General features: G+C 67.0%; 18 protein-coding genes. 5 read left to right on the top strand and 13 right to left on the bottom strand.

Going from position 1 to position 19,122, the window contains the following annotated elements; all coding sequences use genetic code 11:
- Positions 1 to 31 precede the first annotated feature (31 nt).
- The 3 genes from ACVT6V_RS27590 to ACVT6V_RS27580 are packed head-to-tail and all read left to right on the top strand — an operon-like array spanning position 32 to position 1,750.
- Entirely contained in the window at positions 32 to 712 is a 681-nt protein-coding gene (locus ACVT6V_RS27590; protein WP_489897242.1) for a hypothetical protein, read from the top strand.
- On the top strand, positions 699 to 1,130 hold the full coding sequence (locus ACVT6V_RS27585) for a hypothetical protein (protein ID WP_489897241.1): 432 nt from the start codon (positions 699 to 701) through the stop codon (positions 1,128 to 1,130). The genes ACVT6V_RS27590 and ACVT6V_RS27585 overlap by 14 nt, the downstream gene beginning before the upstream one ends.
- Complete coding sequence (locus tag ACVT6V_RS27580) at positions 1,127 to 1,750, top strand: DUF3093 domain-containing protein (RefSeq protein ID WP_489897240.1); 624 nt, start codon at positions 1,127 to 1,129, stop codon at positions 1,748 to 1,750. Before ACVT6V_RS27585 ends, ACVT6V_RS27580 begins: the two co-directional genes overlap by 4 nt.
- A gap of 76 nt (positions 1,751 to 1,826) precedes the next feature.
- Here the strand turns inward: ACVT6V_RS27580 and ACVT6V_RS27575 are convergent, their stop codons facing one another.
- From ACVT6V_RS27575 to ACVT6V_RS27565, 3 genes are all read right to left on the bottom strand, one after another.
- The gene (locus ACVT6V_RS27575) at positions 1,827 to 3,860 is read right to left on the bottom strand and encodes an acyl-CoA dehydrogenase family protein (protein WP_489897239.1); all 2,034 of its coding nucleotides are present in this window, start codon (positions 3,858 to 3,860) and stop codon (positions 1,827 to 1,829) included.
- Between the two features lie 52 nt (positions 3,861 to 3,912).
- Positions 3,913 to 5,544, bottom strand: coding sequence for a DUF222 domain-containing protein (locus tag ACVT6V_RS27570; protein WP_489897238.1), 1,632 nt, complete (start codon positions 5,542 to 5,544; stop codon positions 3,913 to 3,915).
- A gap of 210 nt (positions 5,545 to 5,754) precedes the next feature.
- Entirely contained in the window at positions 5,755 to 6,813 is a 1,059-nt protein-coding gene (locus tag ACVT6V_RS27565) for a hypothetical protein (protein ID WP_489897237.1), read from the bottom strand.
- Between the two features lie 150 nt (positions 6,814 to 6,963).
- Between ACVT6V_RS27565 and ACVT6V_RS27560 the strand changes: the two genes are divergently transcribed.
- Together ACVT6V_RS27560 and ACVT6V_RS27555 are read left to right on the top strand one after the other, a co-directional pair.
- On the top strand, positions 6,964 to 7,686 hold the full coding sequence (locus ACVT6V_RS27560) for a TetR family transcriptional regulator (RefSeq protein WP_489897236.1): 723 nt from the start codon (positions 6,964 to 6,966) through the stop codon (positions 7,684 to 7,686).
- Positions 7,687 to 7,809: 123 nt separating this feature from the next.
- A complete protein-coding gene (locus tag ACVT6V_RS27555) occupies positions 7,810 to 8,973 on the top strand; it encodes an acyl-CoA dehydrogenase (RefSeq protein WP_489897235.1) in 1,164 nt (387 codons plus the stop codon).
- A 62-nt stretch (positions 8,974 to 9,035) separates the two neighbouring features.
- Here the strand turns inward: ACVT6V_RS27555 and ACVT6V_RS27550 are convergent, their stop codons facing one another.
- From ACVT6V_RS27550 to chcC2, 10 genes are all read right to left on the bottom strand, one after another.
- Complete coding sequence (locus tag ACVT6V_RS27550) at positions 9,036 to 9,974, bottom strand: type IV toxin-antitoxin system AbiEi family antitoxin (RefSeq protein ID WP_489897234.1); 939 nt, start codon at positions 9,972 to 9,974, stop codon at positions 9,036 to 9,038.
- 78 nt (positions 9,975 to 10,052) lie between these two features.
- Entirely contained in the window at positions 10,053 to 11,066 is a 1,014-nt protein-coding gene (locus ACVT6V_RS27545; protein ID WP_489897233.1) for a zinc-binding dehydrogenase, read from the bottom strand.
- The gene (phnE, locus tag ACVT6V_RS27540) at positions 11,042 to 12,562 is read right to left on the bottom strand and encodes a phosphonate ABC transporter, permease protein PhnE (RefSeq protein WP_489901040.1); all 1,521 of its coding nucleotides are present in this window, start codon (positions 12,560 to 12,562) and stop codon (positions 11,042 to 11,044) included. The genes ACVT6V_RS27545 and phnE overlap by 25 nt, the downstream gene beginning before the upstream one ends.
- Positions 12,563 to 12,639: 77 nt before the next feature.
- Positions 12,640 to 13,464, bottom strand: coding sequence for a phosphonate ABC transporter ATP-binding protein (gene phnC / locus ACVT6V_RS27535; RefSeq protein WP_489897232.1), 825 nt, complete (start codon positions 13,462 to 13,464; stop codon positions 12,640 to 12,642).
- A gap of 1 nt (position 13,465) precedes the next feature.
- Positions 13,466 to 14,434, bottom strand: a complete 969-nt coding sequence (locus tag ACVT6V_RS27530) for a phosphate/phosphite/phosphonate ABC transporter substrate-binding protein (protein ID WP_489897231.1) — start codon at positions 14,432 to 14,434, stop codon at positions 13,466 to 13,468.
- Positions 14,435 to 14,469: 35 nt separating this feature from the next.
- Positions 14,470 to 15,138, bottom strand: coding sequence for a phosphonatase-like hydrolase (locus ACVT6V_RS27525; RefSeq protein WP_489897230.1), 669 nt, complete (start codon positions 15,136 to 15,138; stop codon positions 14,470 to 14,472).
- A gap of 65 nt (positions 15,139 to 15,203) precedes the next feature.
- Positions 15,204 to 16,124 carry a universal stress protein gene (locus ACVT6V_RS27520; RefSeq protein ID WP_489897229.1) on the bottom strand — a complete coding sequence of 307 codons (921 nt, stop codon included), beginning with the start codon at positions 16,122 to 16,124 and terminating at the stop codon, positions 15,204 to 15,206.
- Positions 16,125 to 16,240: 116 nt separating this feature from the next.
- The gene (locus ACVT6V_RS27515) at positions 16,241 to 16,993 is read right to left on the bottom strand and encodes an SDR family NAD(P)-dependent oxidoreductase (RefSeq protein ID WP_489897228.1); all 753 of its coding nucleotides are present in this window, start codon (positions 16,991 to 16,993) and stop codon (positions 16,241 to 16,243) included.
- Positions 16,990 to 17,298 (bottom strand): YciI family protein, encoded by a 309-nt coding sequence (locus tag ACVT6V_RS27510; RefSeq protein WP_489897227.1) that lies wholly within the window; start codon positions 17,296 to 17,298, stop codon positions 16,990 to 16,992. Before ACVT6V_RS27510 ends, ACVT6V_RS27515 begins: the two co-directional genes overlap by 4 nt.
- Position 17,299: 1 nt before the next feature.
- The gene (chcC2, locus tag ACVT6V_RS27505; protein ID WP_489897226.1) at positions 17,300 to 19,033 is read right to left on the bottom strand and encodes a 4-oxocyclohex-2-ene-1-carboxylate 5-dehydrogenase; all 1,734 of its coding nucleotides are present in this window, start codon (positions 19,031 to 19,033) and stop codon (positions 17,300 to 17,302) included.
- Positions 19,034 to 19,122: the final 89 nt, after the last annotated feature.

The raw sequence follows: 19,122 nt of genomic DNA, 5'->3' as shown, positions 1-19,122 counted from the left end.
GTGCGGCGCGACCATTCACTAGGCTGGGGGCATGACCGCACCGATCCACGAGGCGCCGGCTGACCCGGGTGCCCGCCCCAAGCGGCCCGACGCCGTCTCCATCGCCACCGAACTGTGGGTGGTGGTCATCCTCGGTCAGATCGTCGCCTACATCGGCCAGTACCCGACGTTGCGTGACTCCTGGGATCGACAGATCGCCGGCCTGCCGTCCGACACCCCGAGGGAGCAGGTCGATCTCCTCACCTCCAGCGCCACCCTGGTCATCGTGCTGGGGCTGTTCGGTCTGTTCCTGACGGTGGTCTCTGCCGGTCTGGTCCTGTTCACCCGCAGCGGTTACAACTGGGCGCGCCTCATCGTCGCCGCCATGGGTGTGTTCCTGGCCGTCAATCTGGTCTTCTCTCTGTTCGGTCACATCGAACCGCAGTGGGTGATGATCCCGATGGTTATCAGTGGTGTGGCAGCGATCGGCGCTTCGGTCCTGCTGCTCCGCCGTGAGAGCGAGCAGTACTGCCGGGAGATGACCGCACATCGTCGCAGGCCGCATCAGCCGCCCACCCCGCCACCCGGGCCGCCACCGTGGTCAGGGGGTTCGGGCTACCACCAGGGCACACCCCAGAGTTGGCCGTATGGTGGCGGGCAGCAGAATCGTCCGCGGTCTGAGCACGACCGTGGCCAGTCGAACGAAGGAAGCGAAACCCGTGGTGAGCCCTGACCCCGCCCGGCGGCCGAAACAGGTTGTGTGGGCCTACCGGTGCTGGACCGTTTCCGGCGGTCTCCTCGTTGCACTGGGAGTGCTGTTCATCGTGCTGGGCATCTTCACGTCCGGGCCGACGCTGCTCCCCATCGGGATCGGCGTGATCGTCGCCGCGATCGGTGCCGGGTTCATCGTCATGGGCAGTAAGGCCTTCGTCGGCGATGCACGGTGGCGATCCTCATTGGCCGCTCTCACGCTGGTCGTGGTGATCATGCTGCTCGTGATCAGTCTCGGAAGTCGCACTCTCGCGTACGCGCTCGCACTCCTGGCTTCGCTGATCGCGCTTTTCGGGTCGCTGCTGGCATTCCGGCCCGAGTCCGACGCCTGGTATACGGGGGAACCGCAAAAGCCAAGCAAGAACAGTCGCCGGAAGTGACCGTTCCGGACGGGCCGAAGGGCCCCGACGATGACGAGCTCCCGCCCTCCGACACCGACGACTCGCCGCCGACCACCGACGATGTCGGCGACGAGCAGCCGGCCGAGCCCGACAAGGAGCCTGTCGACGAGGGCGAGCTCCTGTTCTACGAACCGGGCGGAAGCTGGTGGGTCGTCGCCATCGGTCCGGTACTGATCGGCGCCGTCCTGGCCACCGAGATCGCCGGTCCCGGCCAGGTCCACTGGCCGGTGATGCTGATCTTCGCGGTCATCCTGATCGGCTTCTCACTTGTCCAGGTCCACGCCGCCCGCACGCACGTCAGCGTCCGCCTCACCGAGACCACCCTGCGGCAGGGCACCGGGAGAATCCCGCTTTCCGAGATCGCCACGATCTACCCGCCCAACAACGGACCCGAGCACCAGGCGTGGGAGAGCGCCCGTGCGCTAGGTGAGCTCCCCGCGGTCCCGCGGCGCCGCAAGGGTGTCGGCGTGAAGCTCGCCGACGGCACCGTCAGACAGGCCTGGGCCCGCGACGTCGACCGGTTCCGCCGCGAACTCACCGAGGCCCAGCAGGCAGTGGCGATGGGACTACCGCCGCGCGGCCACACCGACGACGACTGAGCGACGACGACTGAGCGACGACGACTGGGCGACGACGACTGAGCGGCGACGACTGAGCGGCGGCGGTCGGCCCACCTCAGCCGTTCTGCAGCATCGGCGCCGTCATCAACTCCTCGGGGATACCGAAAGCGTCGACGAGAGTGCGTACGTGCGGCCGTAGCTCCAGGCACAGTTCGTTCACGCCGCGTCGGATGGCCTTGGCGCGTTCCACCGACACGTGTCGATGCATCAGGAACCACGAGATGTCGTCCTCGAGCGCGGAGTAGACGAACAGGTCGCACACCTTGCCGAGCAGATCCGCCGCCGACCGCGAGTCGCAGTCGTTGATGGCCTGGACAAAGGCCTCCAGCACGATCCGTTCGGTGTGTGCCTGCCCCACCTTCAACAGGTGATCCTGGGCGTTGTTGAACACCTCGAACGGGTCGTTCGCGTCGTCGGTGGCCCGGCGCAACCGCTGTGCACAGGTGCGGACCAGGTGATCCTCGCGGTTACGGAACAGGCGTATCTGCGTTCCGCGGTTGGTGAGGTTCGACTTCTCGGTGTCCTCGTCAGAGCTCTCCAGCAGCGTCTGGACCACCTGCCGCACGGCGGTCTTCTCGACGACGACATCGCGGGCCATGCTCGCGATGAACTTCACCCAGCCACCCGCAGACAGCCCCTGCACATCCTCGGCATAGGCGGAGAGCAGTTCCTTGGCGACGAGCTGTGTCAGCACCGTGTTGTCGCCCTCGAAGGTGGTGAAGACGTCGATGTCGCCGCGCATGATCGAGATCTGGTTCTCGTCCAGATAGCCTGCACCGCCGCAGGCCTCGCGGCTGACGTTGATGGCGTGCGACGCATGCCAGGTGGCATAGGCCTTCAGACCGGCTGCCGCCCCTTCCAACTCGCGCTGGCGCCCCGCGTCGCTGTCATCCGGCGCCGACGACTGCACCTCGTGCAGCTCCTCGATGATCTCGTTCTGCGCGAACGCGATCGCGTACGACTTCGCGATGAGCGGGAGCAGTTTCCGCTGATGGCCGAGGTAGTCCATCACGGTGATCTCGTTGTCGGCGTCGGGCGCCTCGAACTGTTTACGGATCAACCCGTAGCGGCTCGCCAACGCCAGCGCCTTGCGGCCGGCCGCACCCGCCGTGGCCGCGACGCTGACCCGGCCGCGGATGAGCGTGCCGAGCATGGTGAAGAACCGTCGGTTCGGGTTCTCGATCGGCGACGTGTAGGTGCCGTCGGCCTCGACGTCCGCGTAGCGGTTGAGCAGGTTCTCCGCCGGGATGCGGACGTGGTCGAACATGATGCGACCGTTGTCGACGCCGGCAAGCCCGCCCTTGTAGCCGCAGTCGCTCGTGGTGACACCGGGCAGGTCGTCGCCGTTGTCATCGCGGATCGGGACGACGAAACAGTGCACGCCCTGGCTCGACGGCTCCTCGCCCGGTCCACCCGTGATCAGCTGCGCGAACACCGCCGCCACCTGGGCATGTTGGGCGGCGCCGCCGATGTAGTCCTTGCGCGACGACGGGGTGGGGGAGTCGATGATGAACTCCCGCGACTCCGGGTCGTAGGTGGCGGTGGTCTCCAGCGCCTGCACATTCGAGCCATGACCCGTCTCGGTCATGGCGAAGCATCCCAGTAGGTCGAGGCTGATGATGTCGGCGACATAGCGGTCGTGGTGCCGCGCGGTGCCGAGGTTCTCCACGGCGCCACCGAACAGGCCCCACTGCACTCCGGCCTTCACCATCAGCGACAGGTCGGCGTAGCCGAGCATCTCGATCGCGGTGATCGACGCGCCGACGTCACCTGTCCCGCCGTGATCGGCGGCGAAACCGGCAGCCGAGAACCCGCTCTTGCCCAGCTCGGCCATCTCCTCGAGCACACGTGCACGCGCCTCGTCGAGGGTGCGCGACGGGTCCGGGAGCAGATCGGCGCGGTCGGCGTTCTCCCGAACCATGTCCCGGGTGGCCCGCCATCGACCGTCCAGGGAGTACCGGAGATTGTCGACGAGGAGCGCACGTTCGTCGTCGGACAAGTCATCCGAGGGCGGGGTGACGGTCTCGGGATCGTCGGTGACGGCGTCGGCCGCGGTGGTGGTCGTCGGACTCTCGGTCGGAGTTGCCATGTCTCCACGTTACGTACTCGACCGGTGTCAGTTGAGCGATTTGTGGTGCCTCCTACGCCTCGTCGACGGTGTCGGATCGATCACCGTCGACGCCCGGATCGTCGGTCACAGTCTCTGTGTCGCTTTCACGTCGTTTGCGGTTGCGCTCCCGTTCTTGTTGTCGGCGGGCGTGTTTGGCTGCCACCCGGCCGATCGAGCGGGTGGGGTGGGCGGGTTTCCCGGCGGTAGGGGTGGTCGGTGGGGCGTGGGTGGGGGCGGTGAAACGTATGCGGAGCAGCCCGGGAAAGAGGACTTCGAGGTTTTCCGGGTCGCCCGGGATCTCCAGGCCTTCGGGGGTGGTGAACACGGTGCACAGTTCGGCGCTGTAGGGGTCGCGGTATTGCTCGTCGACCCAGTCGCCGAATGTCTTGAGCAGATGTCCGAAACGGTCCTTGGCGTTGAGGTTGTCCGGAAGGGTCTGCCCACCTGCGCCCGGGTTCGTGTGGTCGTATTCGCGGACGTGCTCGAGGTCGGCGTCAAACGACGACGTCGGGGTGCCGGGGATGACGCTGTAGCCGTCACGTACCCGCACGTAGGTGTCCAACGCGGTCGATGCCGGATACGGGTCGGCCGGTTGGGTGGCGGGCAGGGTGAACGACCCGTCCGGATTCTGCGGGGTGCCCTTGGGGACGAGGGGTTTGATGGCCGCGTCGGGTCGGGCGGCCAGCTCACGCACGTGTTCGTCGGAGATGACGCCGTGTCCGGCCATGAAACCCGCATGCTCGGCGGTGCCCGCGAGGGTGGATTCGTCACAAACGACGTTGATGACGATTTTCGGGTCCACAGCGGCGATCTCGGTGGACGGCTCGACAACCTCGGCGGCGCAGTCGTCGCGGCCGCATTGGCAGCCGAACGCGGTGCGGGTCAACAGGGCGAACAGGGCATCGGAGGCGCGTTGCTGTTTGGTGCGTCCGTCGTACTCGCACACCAGGGCAGCGAGCTTGCGGACCGCGGCCACCGCGATCCGAACGTTTTCGGCCGACATGATGGCCGACAGCTTCGCGGTGCCGTCGTTCTTCGGTTCGGTCCACACCCCGCGCGCATCCAACGCCTTGCGGCGCTGCTCACGCACCGCATCCGGGTCATGGCGGAACACGATCCGGTCGACGGTGTCGCGCACCCGGTGCAGCGACCACGCCCCGGCATGACGGTCCAGGGCCTCGGCGATCTCGGTGTCGATATCGGCGGCACAGTCGTGGCCGTCGACCAGATCGGTGCGGGCGATGACCGTCTTGACCAGCTGCTCGGATATGCGGCCATCCCGCAGCCGCACTGCCACCTGGGGGAGGCGGTCGCGCAGTGCGAGAGCCCGCTGGATCAGTTGTTCGGCGGCGGGTTGGCCGATCCCCAGGGTCATGGCCAGCCGGGCGGCACAGTCGGCCAGGCCGTCCTTGAGGAACAGGGCGTGGGGATCGTCGGTGCTGCTGCCGACGATCCGATGATGTAGTTCGGCGGCGATCTGATAGTCCTGCCAGGCCAAGAAGGAGCGGCCGCGTTGTGTGGCGGTCAGCGCGCCGAGCAACTCGTTGATATCGGTGTCGGAGATCTCCTCGGCCGACACTCCGCCGAGGAACTGTGGTGCGATGTCGGGCCAGGGTGAGGCGTCGCGATACCACGACGCCACTGACCACGACAGACCCGACATCACGGGTGTCCTTTCTCGAGAAACGGATGTACCGGGAGGGTCTGCCCGCATCACATTTCGCAAGAAACGACCGGACCCGCCAGCACACTGTCCAACAACACACACTGGGAGCCAGGTCGGGTTCAAAGTGTTCACATCGACCCTGCACGAATCAATCTACGACACGGGTCCGACAAGATTCGGCGGCGCACATATGGCCAGGTCAGGGGGTTATCTGAATCTGCGCAGAAGTTGGTTGCGGACGTGGAGCGGTACCAGTTCCACCGGGATGATCAGCGCGCCCGACGGATTGTCGAGCCGCAGCATCAGGGCCGCGTCGACCCGCCGCACGCTGCAGATCCGCTCCACCGGTGCCGACTCGACCAGTCCGCCCAGGCCCACGGTGATCCAATCGGCTCCGAACTCGGCGAAGATCGTCGTCCCTGCCGGCACGAGGCTGCGGAATCGCGACGCTCCGCCGAACCACAGGACGTGGCCGAGGATGACCACGATCGCGGCGACGGTCATGCCGGTGATCAGCCAATCAGTGCTGGTCTGCATTCCATCGAGCAGGAACACCATGGTGAGCATTAACGCGAGGAGCGTGACCAGCAAGGCGAGCCGGGTCGACGGGATGCGTCGCATCGTCGCCGACAGCCTGGCGGCCAGGCCTTCATCGGCCACGGTCTGCGTCCGGATGGTTCCGTCCACATCCGGCGATGACGCAGTAGGGCGTGGCGACGGCAGTACCCGCGTCGGCGGGGTGCCCGACGTCGGTGCGCGCCGACGCCCGAACCGGCGCAGGAGGTCGGCCGCGATGGGCTCGGGCACCAGGTCGACCGGGATGACCAGGCTGGTCCCGCCGCCGCTGACATTCAGTGCCGCGCCGAACCGCCGCACCTGGGTGATCTGGGACACCGCCACCGCGGTGTAGGTGTCCTGCCATCCGACACCGATCCACTCCGAACCGAAATCCGCGAAGATCGGGGTGTCCTCCGGAAGTGTCCGCCGCCAGTGCCACGACGCTGTTGCGCGCAGCACGATGACGGCCAGAATCGCGAGGACGACAGCGCCGACAACCACCGGCAGCGCGATGTCGGCAAGCTCGACTGAGGTACCGGCCGAATGCCACTCGACGAGCGCGATCAGGACCGGCCCGATGATCAGCGCGGGTACCAGGACCAGCCGGATCGGCCGCTTGCCCAGGTGGTCGGCACGGGCCATCGAGCCGACCACCGACGATGTGGCGACCGTATGCGTCCGGTGGATGCCGTTCTGCGGGAGCGTCACACCGCCATTGCACCGCACCTGGGCGTCGGCGGCAGTCCGAGACGCGCATGGTTCGCCTGCCCGTAACCTTCTCCTCCGAGGTCCTGTGCGGTATCCCCGGGTCGCCGACCTCCCGGCGCAGCGGGCGCGTCGTCGGTGATACTGAGTGCCATGTCGATCGCATCGGACACGGGCTCCCCCGACTCGGCGGCCTTCCGGGTCCACGTGGTCGCCGAGTCGATCCGACTGTTCGCCGAGCGCGGATACGAATCCACGACGGTCGAACAGATCGCGGCGGCCGCGGGGATCTCGCGGCGTACGTTCTTCCGACAGTTCGGGGCCAAGGAAGACGTGATCTTCGCCGACCACGAGTCGCTGCTCGGCCAGGTCAGGTCGCATCTCGACGCAGCTCACGACGATCCGTGGACCGCCGTCTGCACCGGGGCCGAGCTGGTCTTCGTGCACTTCCGTGATGCTCGTGAGATGGCGGTGCGGCGCATCCGGGTCGTTCAGGAGGTCCCGGCCCTACGCGATCGGGAGCTGGTCACCACCTATCGGTATCAACGGCTCTTCGAGGATTTCCTGCGTCTGCGACTGCCTGATGAATCGCCCGTGCGGATCGTCAGCTACGCCGCCGCGGTCACCAGCGCCCACAACTTCCTGCTCCGCGCGATGATCCGTGGCGACGAGGACGCGACGCTCGAGCGGTTGCGCACCGAACTCGACCACGTGCGGACGGCTTTCCGCGGCTGGGCCACGGGCGGTGGTGCACAGCCGGGAGGGGTCGCCGACACCGTCGTCTCTGTCGTCACCTACCCCGCGGGGACGTCGCCGGCGGAGATCGCACGCCGGGTCGGCGAACAACTGCGCGCCGACCACCCCGAGCGCGAATAATGAAAGTGTCGTCGAACGAGATTGACATGGCACTCAGTGCCGTGCTGCACTACACTGGAACAGGACATTGGCACGCAGTGTCGTCGAAGCGCTTGCGTAGCCATCTTGCCGATAGGAGTGATCATGGCGTTCGGTAACCCCGACTTTTCCGTCTTCGAACTTCCCGAGGAGCACGTCGCGCTGCGTGAGGCGATCCGCGCGCTCTCCGAGAAGGAGATCGAGCCCCACGCCGCAGACGTCGACGAGAAGTCGAGGTTCCCGCAGGAGGCACTCGATGCCCTCGTGGCGTCGGGGTTCAACGCGATCCACGTCCCCGAGGAGTACGACGGCCAGGGAGCCGACTCCGTCGCCGCGTGCATCGTCATCGAAGAGGTCGCCCGCGTGTGCGCCTCGTCGTCGCTGATCCCGGCCGTCAACAAGCTCGGCACGATGGGACTGATCCTCAACGGCTCCGACGAACTCAAGAAGCAGGTGCTGCCCTCGATCGCATCCGGCGAGGCGATGGCGTCGTACGCGCTCTCCGAGCGTGAGGCCGGCTCCGACGCCGGGTCGATGAAGACCCGCGCCCGCAAGGACGGCAGCAACTGGGTCATCAACGGCTCCAAGTGCTGGATCACCAACGGCGGCAAGTCGACCTGGTACACCGTCATGGCGGTCACCGATCCGGAGAAGGGTGCCAACGGCATCTCGTCGTTCATGGTTCACAAGGACGACCCGGGCTTCACGGTCGGCCCGCTGGAGAAGAAGCTCGGCATCAAGGGCTCGCCCACCGCCGAACTCTACTTCGAGGACTGCACCATCCCCGAGGACCGCATCGTCGGCGACGAGGGCACCGGCTTCAAGACCGCGCTGCAGACCCTCGACCACACCCGCCCGACGATCGGCGCGCAGGCCGTCGGCATCGCGCAGGGTGCGCTCGACAAGGCGATCGAATACGTGAAGGACCGCAAGCAGTTCGGCCAGTCGATCAGCAAGTTCCAGGGTGTCGAGTTCATGATCGCCGACATGGCGATGAAGGTCGAGGCCGCCCGCCTCATGGTCTACACCTCGGCCGCCCGCGCCGAGCGGGGTGAGAAGAACCTCGGGTTCATCTCCGCCGCGTCGAAGTGCTTCGCCTCCGACGTCGCGATGGAGGTCACCACCGACGCCGTGCAGCTGTTCGGCGGTGCCGGCTACACCCGCGACTTCCCGGTCGAGCGGATGATGCGTGACGCCAAGATCACCCAGATCTACGAGGGCACCAACCAGATCCAGCGCGTCGTGATGAGCCGCGCGCTGCTGCGCTGATCGGCTGGGCGCCGGTCGCCTGATACCAGATACAACGCCTGTCGTCAGACACACGTGCCGCGTCACATGTGTTCGGCGACAGGCGTTGTGTCTGTCTCGGGCAGCATCGCGCGGAGTCGGGCGATGAGCCGCTCCGGCTTGTCCAGGTCGGTCCAGCCCCAGTTGATGGGCCAGTCCCCGTGCTCGACGAGCGCGTCGGCCCGGGCCTTTTCGTGCAGCACCCGGCCGATGCCGTCGTCGCCGGAATACTTCATCAAGCCGTTGCACTCGCCGACCACCCGATGACTGCGCCAATAGAAGTCCACGCGCGCAATGAATCTCCCGAACGTATCGTAGATTTCGACCTGCAGTTCGGGAACGGGGAGGCCGGCATCGATGATCGTGATGCGACTCCGCGACTCGAGTACCGACTCCGCCAGGCCGTTGAACTCCCCGACGATGCGACGTGCCCGTGCGATGCCCTTCATCCCGGCAGCCAGATCCAGCTCGTTCCCCAGCTCGTCGACGGTGCAGAGCCCCTGGTGGAGTGCCGCGTCGCCGACGACGATCGTCGCAACCCGCGGCGCGGTCCGCGCGAGGTCGACGACGACACGCGCGGGGGACTGGACCGACAGTCCGTTCACCACCGTGAGCGACGGTGGGCGCGTGTCGCTCACCAGGCGTACGAGCTTCGTCGACCGTAATCCGGGGCCCAGGCCGGGATCGGCGAGCACCACCCGGGAGGTGTTCAGACCCCACACCGGTAATCCGAGCACGGCCAGTGCCGAGACGTCGGTCAGGGCGCGCCCGGGTTTCGATGATCGGCGCAGCCAGGCCTTGACGAGCTCGCGATGGCGTTGCTCGCGCGTGCCGTCGAGGAGCTCGGGGCGGATCAGGACTCCCGGCGCCAACGTGTCGAGGACGCCTGCGCGCACCGCGGCGCGAACCTCGTGGTCGGCGAAGCCGTTGGCAAGGAGCTCGGCGCGATTCACCGCGCCGTCGAGCGTTGCGAAGCTGGTCATGGGTCTTGGACGCGGGATCGGCGCAACCGGTTCCCCGGGGCGCGCGCACTCACGGTTCGCCGGCAGGTCGCACGCTGTTCAAGGCGCGACTGCAACCCGCAGCTTGCCGGGTGGCGGCGGCGTGAGCGCGGCGGCGATGTCGGCGAGCGCCACCGGCTCGGTCACCAGCGACATCCACGGGTAGACGTCGAGGGTGCGGTGCAGGAAGTCGACGGCCTGCTGCAGGTGTCGGGGTTCGTAATTGTGCACCCCACGCATGGTGAGCCAGTTGCGCACCACCCGTTCGGGATCGACGTGCAGCGCGGGCCCGGGTGTCACCGACCCGGCGATCACCAACGTGCCGCCGACGTCGAGCCGTTCGAACGCCTCGCAGACCGCATCACTCGACCCGGTGAAATCGATCGCGACATCGACCCGACCGCCGTGATCCGCACTCGCACCGAAGGACTCGGCCAGGGAGAGGCGGTCGGCGTGTCGGTCGGTGATGACGACGTCGGCGCCCAGGTCGGCGCAGACGGCGGCCGCCGTCACCCCGAGCATGCCGGCGCCCCCGATCCGCACGCGTCGGTCCCGCACGTCACCGGCCGCCTCGACAGCGGCCATCACGGTCGCGGTCGCACACGCGGCGGGCGCGGCCACCGCATCTGGAACGTCGTCGGGAACCGACACGACCGCGGTGCCCCGCGGCAACAGGATGTGCTCGGCGTAGCCGCCCGAGAGCGGCCAGTCGCCGTCGTAGGACTCATGTCCCACCTTGCGCACACGCAGACACTTGGCAGTGAAACCGATACGGCACCGGTCACAGTCGCCGCACGCCACGGTGACCGACCAGATCACGCGTGCCCCGGGCGCCGCGGGTGCGCCGGCGCCGACCGCGATCACCTCGCCGACGGATTCGTGACCGAGGATCGACGGGACCGGTGCGCTCCTCCGGCCGGCCACGGTGTGCAGGTCACTCCCGCACACCGTGGCCAACCGCACTCGCACGAGTACCTCGCCGTGGCCGACAGACGGGACGGGGACGCTCTCGACGTCGACGGAGGAACCCCGCCAGATCGCGGCCCGGGTCAGACGAGGCGTGAGCGTATCCAACCGGACAACCTTTCGATGGTGAAGACGATGACGAACACGACGATGACGATGGCGCCGGCGACGTCGAAGTTGAGGGTACGGATCGACTCGAACAGCAGGAAGCCGATACCGCCTGCGCCGACGATGCCGAGCACCGTCGAGGTGCGGATGTTGACGTCGAGCAGGTAGAGGCCCGAACCGATGACGGAGGGCATCGCCTGCGGAAGAACCGCGGCGAACAGCGTCTTCCACCAACCACATCCGACGGATCGGGCGGCCTCCATCGGGCCGGGGTCGATCTCCTCGACGGCATCGGCGACGAGCTTGGCGAGGAATCCGATCGACCCGATCGCCAGTGCACAGGTGCCGGCGACGGGGCCCAGGCCGAGTGCCGCCACGAACACCACCGCGAGGATCAGTTCGGGGACCGACCGGACCACCAGAATCCAGGCCCGGGCCAACCAGTAGACCGTGACGTGCGGCGTCACGTTGCGGGCCGCACAGATGCCCGCCGGTATCGACAGCACCGCACCGATGGCGGTGGAGACGATGCCGATCGCGACGGTCTGGGTTGCCGCGGTGAACAATTGGCCGTCGAGAGCGCCGAAGTTCGGCGGGATCATCTTGCCGAACACTTCGAAGCACGGACCGACCCAGGTCACCAACGACCACGGTGAGATGTGCAGGACGACCAGCGATGCCAGCGTCGATGCGGCGATGCCGACGGAGAACGTCGTGCGTGCGATCCGCTCGCGTCTCGGGTTCGCGCCGTCGGGACTGAGCAGCATCCGCCGCACCGCGATCGCGATCAGTTCCATGGCCGTGATGATCACCAGGATGACCAGCACGATGCCCAGTGCGCGTGGATAGATGAGGCCGCGCAACGCATCCTGTAATGCGAACCCGATGCCACCGGCGCCGACGAAGCCGAGGACCACCGACATCCGCAGGTTGATGTCGATGCGGTAGACGAACGCACCGATCCAGGACGGCACGCATTGCGGTGCAACCGCATTGATCATCTCCCGGAGGTATCCGCCGCCGACGGAGCGCACCGCCTCCCGCGGTCCGACGTCGGTCTCCTCGATGGCGTCGGCGAACAGCTTGCCGAGCATGCCGATCGAGTGCAGTGCCAGGGCGAGCACGCCGGGGAGTATGCCGATCCCGAGCGCCCGCACGAACAACACCGCGAACAGCAGGTCGGGCATCGCCCGGCAGAACGTGATGACCCCACGGGCGATCGCCTGGACAATCGGATGGGGAGAGGTGTTGCGGGCGGCGAGAAATGCCAACGGCAGTGAGGCGATCGCGGCCAGTACCGTCCCCAACAACGCCATCAGCAAGGTCTCGAAGGCGAGTTCCCCGATCCGGCCCGGATCGTCCATGCGCGGCGGGATCATTCGCTCGAGCAGGTTCGCGATGTCGTCGAGTCCGGCGAACAGCGTGCCGGGTGCGAAGTCGATGTACCAGGCCGAGATGGCGGTGACCACGAGAGCGCCCACCGCCAGGGCCGGCATCAGTAGCCGGGAGTGCCGACCCCGGTCTCTGGCCCGCTTCTGCTCGTCCTCGGAGGGGCGGTCGGTCAGCAGCGTGTTCACCACGGTCGGGTCGCCTTGCTCGCCGCCGGCTCGGACAACGGGTCGACGCGCTCATAGATCGACATCACGTCGTCGCGGCCGAGTCCCACGGTCGGGCGGTCGAGCACCTTGAGACCCGAACGGAGCCCGACGATCCGGTGCGCCCATCCCATCGCGAGGTCGACCTGGTGCAGGGTGCAGATGACGGTCAGCTTCTCCTCCATGCACACCTGGAACAGCAGATCCATCACCACGCCCGCATTCTCCGGGTCCAGCGAGGCCACCGGTTCGTCGGCGAGCAGCAGTTTGGGCCGCTGCATCAATGTCCGGGCGATGCCCACCCGCTGCTGCTGGCCGCCGGACAGGGTGTCGGCGCGACGTTCGGCGAGGTCGGCGAGTCCGACCCGGTCCAGATGCCCGAGCGCCTCGGCCCGCATCCGTGTGGGGTAGGTCAGAGAGCCGTAGCGCGGGAACCGAAGTCGCCCGAGGCCGCCGATGAGCACGTTCTCGATACAGCTCAGTCGGCCGACGAGATTGAAGTGCTGGAAGACGAAGCCGACGTCGCGGCGCAACGTCCGCACATCCCGTCCACCGGCGAGATCGACGCGCACCCCACGCACTTCGACGCTGCCCGACGTCACCGGGTGTAACCCGTTGAGGCATCGGAGGAACGTCGACTTTCCCGACCCGGACAGTCCGAGCAACACGACGAGCTCGCTGCGGTGGACGTCGAGCGACACATCCTCGAGCGCCGCCGTGCCGTCGAACTTCTTCGTCAGGTGCCTGACATGGACCACACGGTCGTCGCCGGCCACGTGCGGGGGTGTCTGCGTCGGTGTCATGTCAGCCCTGGCACTTCTCGGATTTGGTGACGTCACAGACGTGCCGGACCCCGTCGTAGTCGGAGTCCTGGGCGGGCACCACGCCCCACGCGCGTTCGTCGGTGAACAGGCACTGCTCGCCCGTGCAGTAACCGGCCGCGGTCATCGCATCGACGTTGACGTCCTCGGTGAAGACCTTCTTCAGCTTGTCGATGGCCTCGGTTCCGAGGGAGTCGTTGGCCGCGAACACCGAACCCGCGATCGTGTCGGATTTCCACACGGTCTTCAGCTGACCGGGCTTCAGGTCGCCCTTCTCGATCATGGTCTTGTCGACCATCGTGTCGAAGGCGAAGCCCGCGTCGCACTGGCCCGACGCGATGGCCAGTGCCGACGCGTCGTGTGCGCCCGCGTAGATGGGGGTGACGCCGGCCGAGACATCCTGCTCGCTACCGGATTTGATGACGCCGGCCTCGATCAGCCCGGCGGTCGGGTGGAGGAATCCCGACGTCGAGCTGGGATCGACGAAGCAGACCTTCTTGCCGGCAAAGTCGGTGAGCCCGTTGATCGAGGTGTTGTTCGCCTGGGTGAGGCCATAGGACTTGTATCCGGGCTCGCCGCCCTTCTCCTTGATGACCGCGCCGAGCGGGGTCATGTGGGCGCCGTTGATGCCGGCCACGACGTAGGCGAACGGCCCGAAGAATGCGAGGTCGACCTTGTCGGCGATCATGCCCTCGACGACGCCGGCGTAGTCGGAGGCCTGCACGAAGTCGACCTTCGATCCAGTCTGGGCCTCGATCGTCTTGATCACCGGCTCGTAGCTGGCCTTCATGTCGGTCGAGTTCTCGGCGGGGACGGCCGCCAGCGTGATGGTGTCGGGGAATCCCTCGGCGTTGGTGGAGTCGTCGTCGGAACCGGAGCATCCGGAGGCGACCAGGGCGAGAGACGCGGCGAGGGCTGCGGCGGCGACGATACGGCGGGAGCGAATTCTCATGGGAACAAGCCTTTCTCGACGATTCGGTGAGCGGGTCAGAGGACGATCTCGGAGAGTTCTGCGACCGAGGGGAGCACGTGTGTGGCTCCCGCGGTGCGCAGGGCATGTTCGTCGTGGGCGCCGGTGAGGACGCCGACGACCACGCCGGCGCCGGCCCGGCGGCCGGTCACCATGTCGCTGGCGGTGTCGCCGACGACCACGATGTCGGCGACGTCGGTGACCTGCGCCGCGAGGGCCGCCCGCAGCACCAGGTCGGGGTAGGGGCGGCCGCGGGTGCCGTCGCCCGGTGACAGCACGATGTCGACCAGATCGGTCCAGCCGAGTTCGTCGAGGACTCGTTGCTGGGTGGAGGGGCTGAAGCCGGTGGTGAACGCGGTCGCGATTCCCGCGGCCGGCAGGCGGGTGATCATTTCGGCAGCGCCCGGCACCGCCTTCACGCCTCCCGGGATGGCGTCGGTGTAGGCGCGCTCGAAGACGGCGTTGGCGGTGGCGGCGCGTTCGTCGGACTCGAAGAGCGCGCGGAACACCTCGATCTTCGACTGACCCATGGTGTCGTGCACATACTGTCGTGCCCGGTCGCGCTCGGGACCTGCGGCGGGTACACCGACCGCGGTTGCGGCGGCCTCGAACGCGGCGACCACGAGTCCGTCGTCGGTGACTGTCGTTCCGGCCATGTCGAACACGACCAATGTTGCTGTCTGCATGAGGACAGCGTGCGGTTTGGTATAGACCAAAAGGTGCCGTCAGGACGAACGGCGGGTTAACAGTGTCAGACCATTTGGTCTAGACCAGAACGGACGACGATCACGGGGACCTCGGCCGCGTTGACGACCTCACCGCTGACCGAGCCCAGCACCATCGCCGCGAATCCGCTGTGGCGATGGCTTCCCACCACCACGAGCTGGGCGTTCAGGGCGACCTCGAGCAATCGGTGAGCCGCCCGGTCGGGGGCGACGACCAGGCGGACGTCGACGTCGGGATACATCTGCCGGTAGGGGGCCATACGCTCGGCAAGCACCTGTTCCTCGGCGGCCTTGATGTTGCGGTACTCGATCGGTGCCCAGTTGAGGGAGCCGAAATTGATCGGACCCATGTCGCTGAACGCGTGCATCGCGACGACGCCCACACCACGACGCGACGCCTCGGCGAATGCCAGCTCGGCCGCTCGCTGCGACTCGGGTGTCCCGTCGACGCCGACCACCACCGGCGCCTCGGCCGAGCGTTGCTTGTGCGGGGCCTCGTCGTGGATCACGGCCACCGGGCAGTGCGCGTGATGCACCAGCTCGGAACTGACCGACCCCAGTATGGCCCGCGCAGCCGCGGTCTGACCCCGACAGCCCACCACGAACATGGCGGCCTTGCGCGACAGCTCGACCATGGTCGGCACGATGTGCCCACCGATCACCTCGGTGGCGATCGGTGGCGTCCGATCGGACGACATCGATTCGACCGCGACCTGGTGGGCGGCGTCGATCATCCGGTTGGCTTCATCGTTCACCCGCTCCGCGAAGTCCTCGGGTTTCAGTTCCTCGGGCCATGCCGAGAGCACCAGCGGGGACACCACGTGAACCAACCGGAGGGGAATGTCCCACGCCTCGGCGTCGTGCGCGGCCCACTCCGTCGCGGCGAGGGAGAACGATGAGCCGTCGACGCCCACCATGATTTCGAGTTGCTCGTCGGGTGATGACATCGAAGCGTCCTCGATTCCGGATCGCCGCGAATCCGGAGGGTCCAGCGGTGTGGGCCCAGCTGTGTGCCGGGTCTGTCATCGAGGGTAGTCCGCCTTCGGTGCCCGGGGTAGGGCCCTCAGTGCGCCGTGTAGCCTCCATCGACGACCAGCTCGGTGCCGGTGGTGAACCCCGACTCGTCCGATGCGAGATAGAGAACTCCATAGGCGATCTCGTCGGGCTCTCCTTGTCGCGGGAGCGGATTTCCCGACACCAGGCGCCGGTAGTACTCCTCGGCGCCCAGCGGGCTGCCCTCGGCCGATCGTCTGCTCATCGCCGTGCGCATCGAACCGGGATGGATGGAGTTGACGCGGATCCCGGCCGGCCCGTAGGTGACGGCGTCCGATTTGCTCAGCAGCCGCACCGCGCCTTTCGACGCGTGGTAGAGCGGGACGTTGGATCCGCCGGTCAGCCCGTGGATCGACGAGAAGTTGATGATGCTGCCCTGTTGTCGATCGATCATGTGGCCCACCACGTGTTTGGTCATCAGCCAGACGCCTTTGACGTTGACGTCGAAGATCTGATCGAACTCGCCCACGGAGGCCTCGTGCGACGGGGCGGGACGCCCGATGATGCCTGCGCAGTTGACCAGGATGTCCGGAACACCCATGGTCTGAGTCACGACCGCGACCGTCTCGGCCACGCTGGACTCGTCGGTGACGTCCACGGCGAACGAGGTGATGTCCGTGGAGTCGAACGGTGCGTCCGGCACTTTGAGGTCAAAGGCCGCGACCCGGGCTCCTTCTCGGGCGAGCATTCGCGCGGTGGCACCGCCCAAGTCGCCGTTGGCCCCGGTGACGATGGCGATCTTGCCGGCCACTCGACCTGTCATGACCGACCTCCTGCTGCTGCGACGGCCCACCGGCCGATCATCGGAATCCATTCGGTGACCTCATACGACGCGATGAGCCCGTGAACGTGGAACGGGTCGCCTTCGACGACGTCGATCACGGCCTGGCGTGTGGCCGACGCATAGATCATGGCTGCGCCCGGCTGCTCGTCCGGTGCGAACGGTCCCGACCCGAGGATCAGCCCCCGGTCGGCCGCGTCGGCCAGGTGGCGCTTGTGGTCGGGCCGGTGCGTGTCGCGGCCGGCGCTGTCATCGGTATAGCGGTATCGGACAAGGAAGAACGTCATGTCAGACCTCTTCCAGGACAGCCGGTGTGGCGGTTTCGCCGCGCAGCGAGGCGAGAACCTCGGCGTCGCGTCCGATGGTGTAGCCGAAGACGAGGGCAGGCCCGATGTTGGCGCCGTAGCCGGGGTAGCCGCCGCCGAAGATGCTGACGGCGGCCGAACCCGCCGCGTACAGGCCCGGGATCGGCTGGTTGTCGTCGTCGAGCACCTGACTGTGCCGGTCGACGGCCAGGCCGGAGTAGGCCCCGAGGTCGCCCATCTCGATCTTGGCCGCGTAGTACGGGCCCCGGTCGAGCGGTTCGAGGTTCGGGTTCGGCTTGTGCTCCATGTCGCCCTTGAAGTGGTGAAACCAGTTGGATCCGCGGTTGAACTTGGGGTCCTCGCCCTTGGCTGCGCCGGAGTTGAACTCTGCCAGTGTCTGTTTCAGTCCGGTGGCGTCGACACCGATGGTGCGGGCGAGTTCCTCGACGGTGTCGGCCTTGTGCAGGAAGCCGGTCTTCTTGAAATATCCCTGGGGGATGGGCCAGGGCTTCGCGTAGCCGATACCGTACTTTTTCATGGCCTTCGAGTCGGCGATGATGTAGCCGAATGTCTCGTCCTGGCCGGCGTTCTCCTGGATCATCGCCATGCCGAAGTCGTGGTACGAGCTCGATTCGTTGGCGAAGCGCTCGCCCTTGCGGTTCACTGCGATGAGGCCCGGCAATCCGAATGCGCGCAGATGCGGGAAGATGCGCTGGTGTCCGCGCAGTCCGGTGAACACGGTCACCGGAGCCCAGGCGGCCGGCTCGTGGACATCGGTGTCCACGTGCCCGCCGAGCGGTGCGGCCAGGCGCACATTGTCGCCGTCGTGGCCGACCGTGGGTGTGAAGTGGTTGTCGCCGTGGGGATCGTGGCGCCAGAACTCGGCGCGCATGGCTGCGTCGGAGGAGTACCCACCGGCCGCGATCACCACACCCAGACGTGCCTGCACCGTTGCCGCGTGCGCGCCGCCGAGCACGGCGCCGGTGACGATCCCGTTCTCCGACTGCACGATCTTCGTCACGGGCGTCTCGGTCCACATGCGGATACCGAGCTTGGCGGCCGACGCCACCATCCGCACCATCAGTGAATTGCCGTTGGTCCGGTCGAACGAACGGCGGCACACCACCGTCTCGGCCCATGTCTTGAGCAGCTTCTTCGACACGTAGGCAAAGGATTTCAGTGACCGGTTGGCATGGAGGAACTCCGCGATGTCCGGGCCGACCTCGGGCATGTAGCCGAAGACCGTGTAGGTGTCGAGGTAGGGCCGCAGCCGCAGCCGGTTCTCGCCGAGGATGCGTGCGTCGACGACCTTGCCCGAGATCGCGCGCCCCGACGGCTTCGCTCCCGGCGCATCCATCTGATAGTCGGGAGCCATTTCCGGATAGACGAATTCGACGTCTGTCTCGGTTTCGAGCCAGTCGATCGCCTCGGGCACCTCGTCGAGAAAGGTGTCGACCATCTCGGTCTTGTAGCAGTCCTTGGCGAGTGCGCGGATGTAGGTTTCGATCTCGGCACGGGTATCGCCCTGCGCGACACCCTGCTTGTTGCCGGGAACCCAGGCCCAGCCGCCGGAGATGGCGGTGGTCCCGCCGAGCCAGGTCGACTTCTCCGCGACTATCACGCTGTGGCCGTCGGCGGCCGCCTTGAGGGCGGCAGCCATGCCGGCAGCTCCGGAGCCGATGACCAGCAGGTCACACTTGACCGTTTTCGAGCTCATCTGTTTTCACCTTTCTGAGGGCGGAACACGGTCAGAATGTGCGAAAGCGTTGATATACAGCTGATTCCGACTGCCGGCTTCGCGACCGT

It is taken from the genome of Gordonia sp. LMA167 (assembly GCF_058130025.1).
The sequence above is the reverse complement of the archived record's forward strand: the minus strand, read 5'-3'. Positions and strand labels throughout refer to the sequence as shown.

What these genes read in the sequence shown, in the direction of transcription:
- ACVT6V_RS27525 (WP_489897230.1), bottom strand. Translation starts at nt 15,138, where the DNA reads ATGCAGACAGCAACATTGGTCGTGTTCGACATGGCCGGAACGACAGTC.
- ACVT6V_RS27515 (WP_489897228.1), bottom strand. Translation starts at nt 16,993, where the DNA reads ATGACAGGTCGAGTGGCCGGCAAGATCGCCATCGTCACCGGGGCCAAC.
- phnC (WP_489897232.1), bottom strand. Translation starts at nt 13,464, where the DNA reads ATGACACCGACGCAGACACCCCCGCACGTGGCCGGCGACGACCGTGTG.
- ACVT6V_RS27530 (WP_489897231.1), bottom strand. Translation starts at nt 14,434, where the DNA reads ATGAGAATTCGCTCCCGCCGTATCGTCGCCGCCGCAGCCCTCGCCGCG.
- ACVT6V_RS27520 (WP_489897229.1), bottom strand. Translation starts at nt 16,124, where the DNA reads ATGTCATCACCCGACGAGCAACTCGAAATCATGGTGGGCGTCGACGGC.
- ACVT6V_RS27590 (WP_489897242.1), top strand. Translation starts at nt 32, where the DNA reads ATGACCGCACCGATCCACGAGGCGCCGGCTGACCCGGGTGCCCGCCCC.
- ACVT6V_RS27555 (WP_489897235.1), top strand. Translation starts at nt 7,810, where the DNA reads ATGGCGTTCGGTAACCCCGACTTTTCCGTCTTCGAACTTCCCGAGGAG.
- phnE (WP_489901040.1), bottom strand. Translation starts at nt 12,562, where the DNA reads ATGCCGGCCCTGGCGGTGGGCGCTCTCGTGGTCACCGCCATCTCGGCC.
- ACVT6V_RS27550 (WP_489897234.1), bottom strand. Translation starts at nt 9,974, where the DNA reads ATGACCAGCTTCGCAACGCTCGACGGCGCGGTGAATCGCGCCGAGCTC.
- ACVT6V_RS27570 (WP_489897238.1), bottom strand. Translation starts at nt 5,544, where the DNA reads ATGTCGGGTCTGTCGTGGTCAGTGGCGTCGTGGTATCGCGACGCCTCA.
- ACVT6V_RS27510 (WP_489897227.1), bottom strand. Translation starts at nt 17,298, where the DNA reads ATGACGTTCTTCCTTGTCCGATACCGCTATACCGATGACAGCGCCGGC.
- chcC2 (WP_489897226.1), bottom strand. Translation starts at nt 19,033, where the DNA reads ATGAGCTCGAAAACGGTCAAGTGTGACCTGCTGGTCATCGGCTCCGGA.
- ACVT6V_RS27575 (WP_489897239.1), bottom strand. Translation starts at nt 3,860, where the DNA reads ATGGCAACTCCGACCGAGAGTCCGACGACCACCACCGCGGCCGACGCC.
- ACVT6V_RS27560 (WP_489897236.1), top strand. Translation starts at nt 6,964, where the DNA reads ATGTCGATCGCATCGGACACGGGCTCCCCCGACTCGGCGGCCTTCCGG.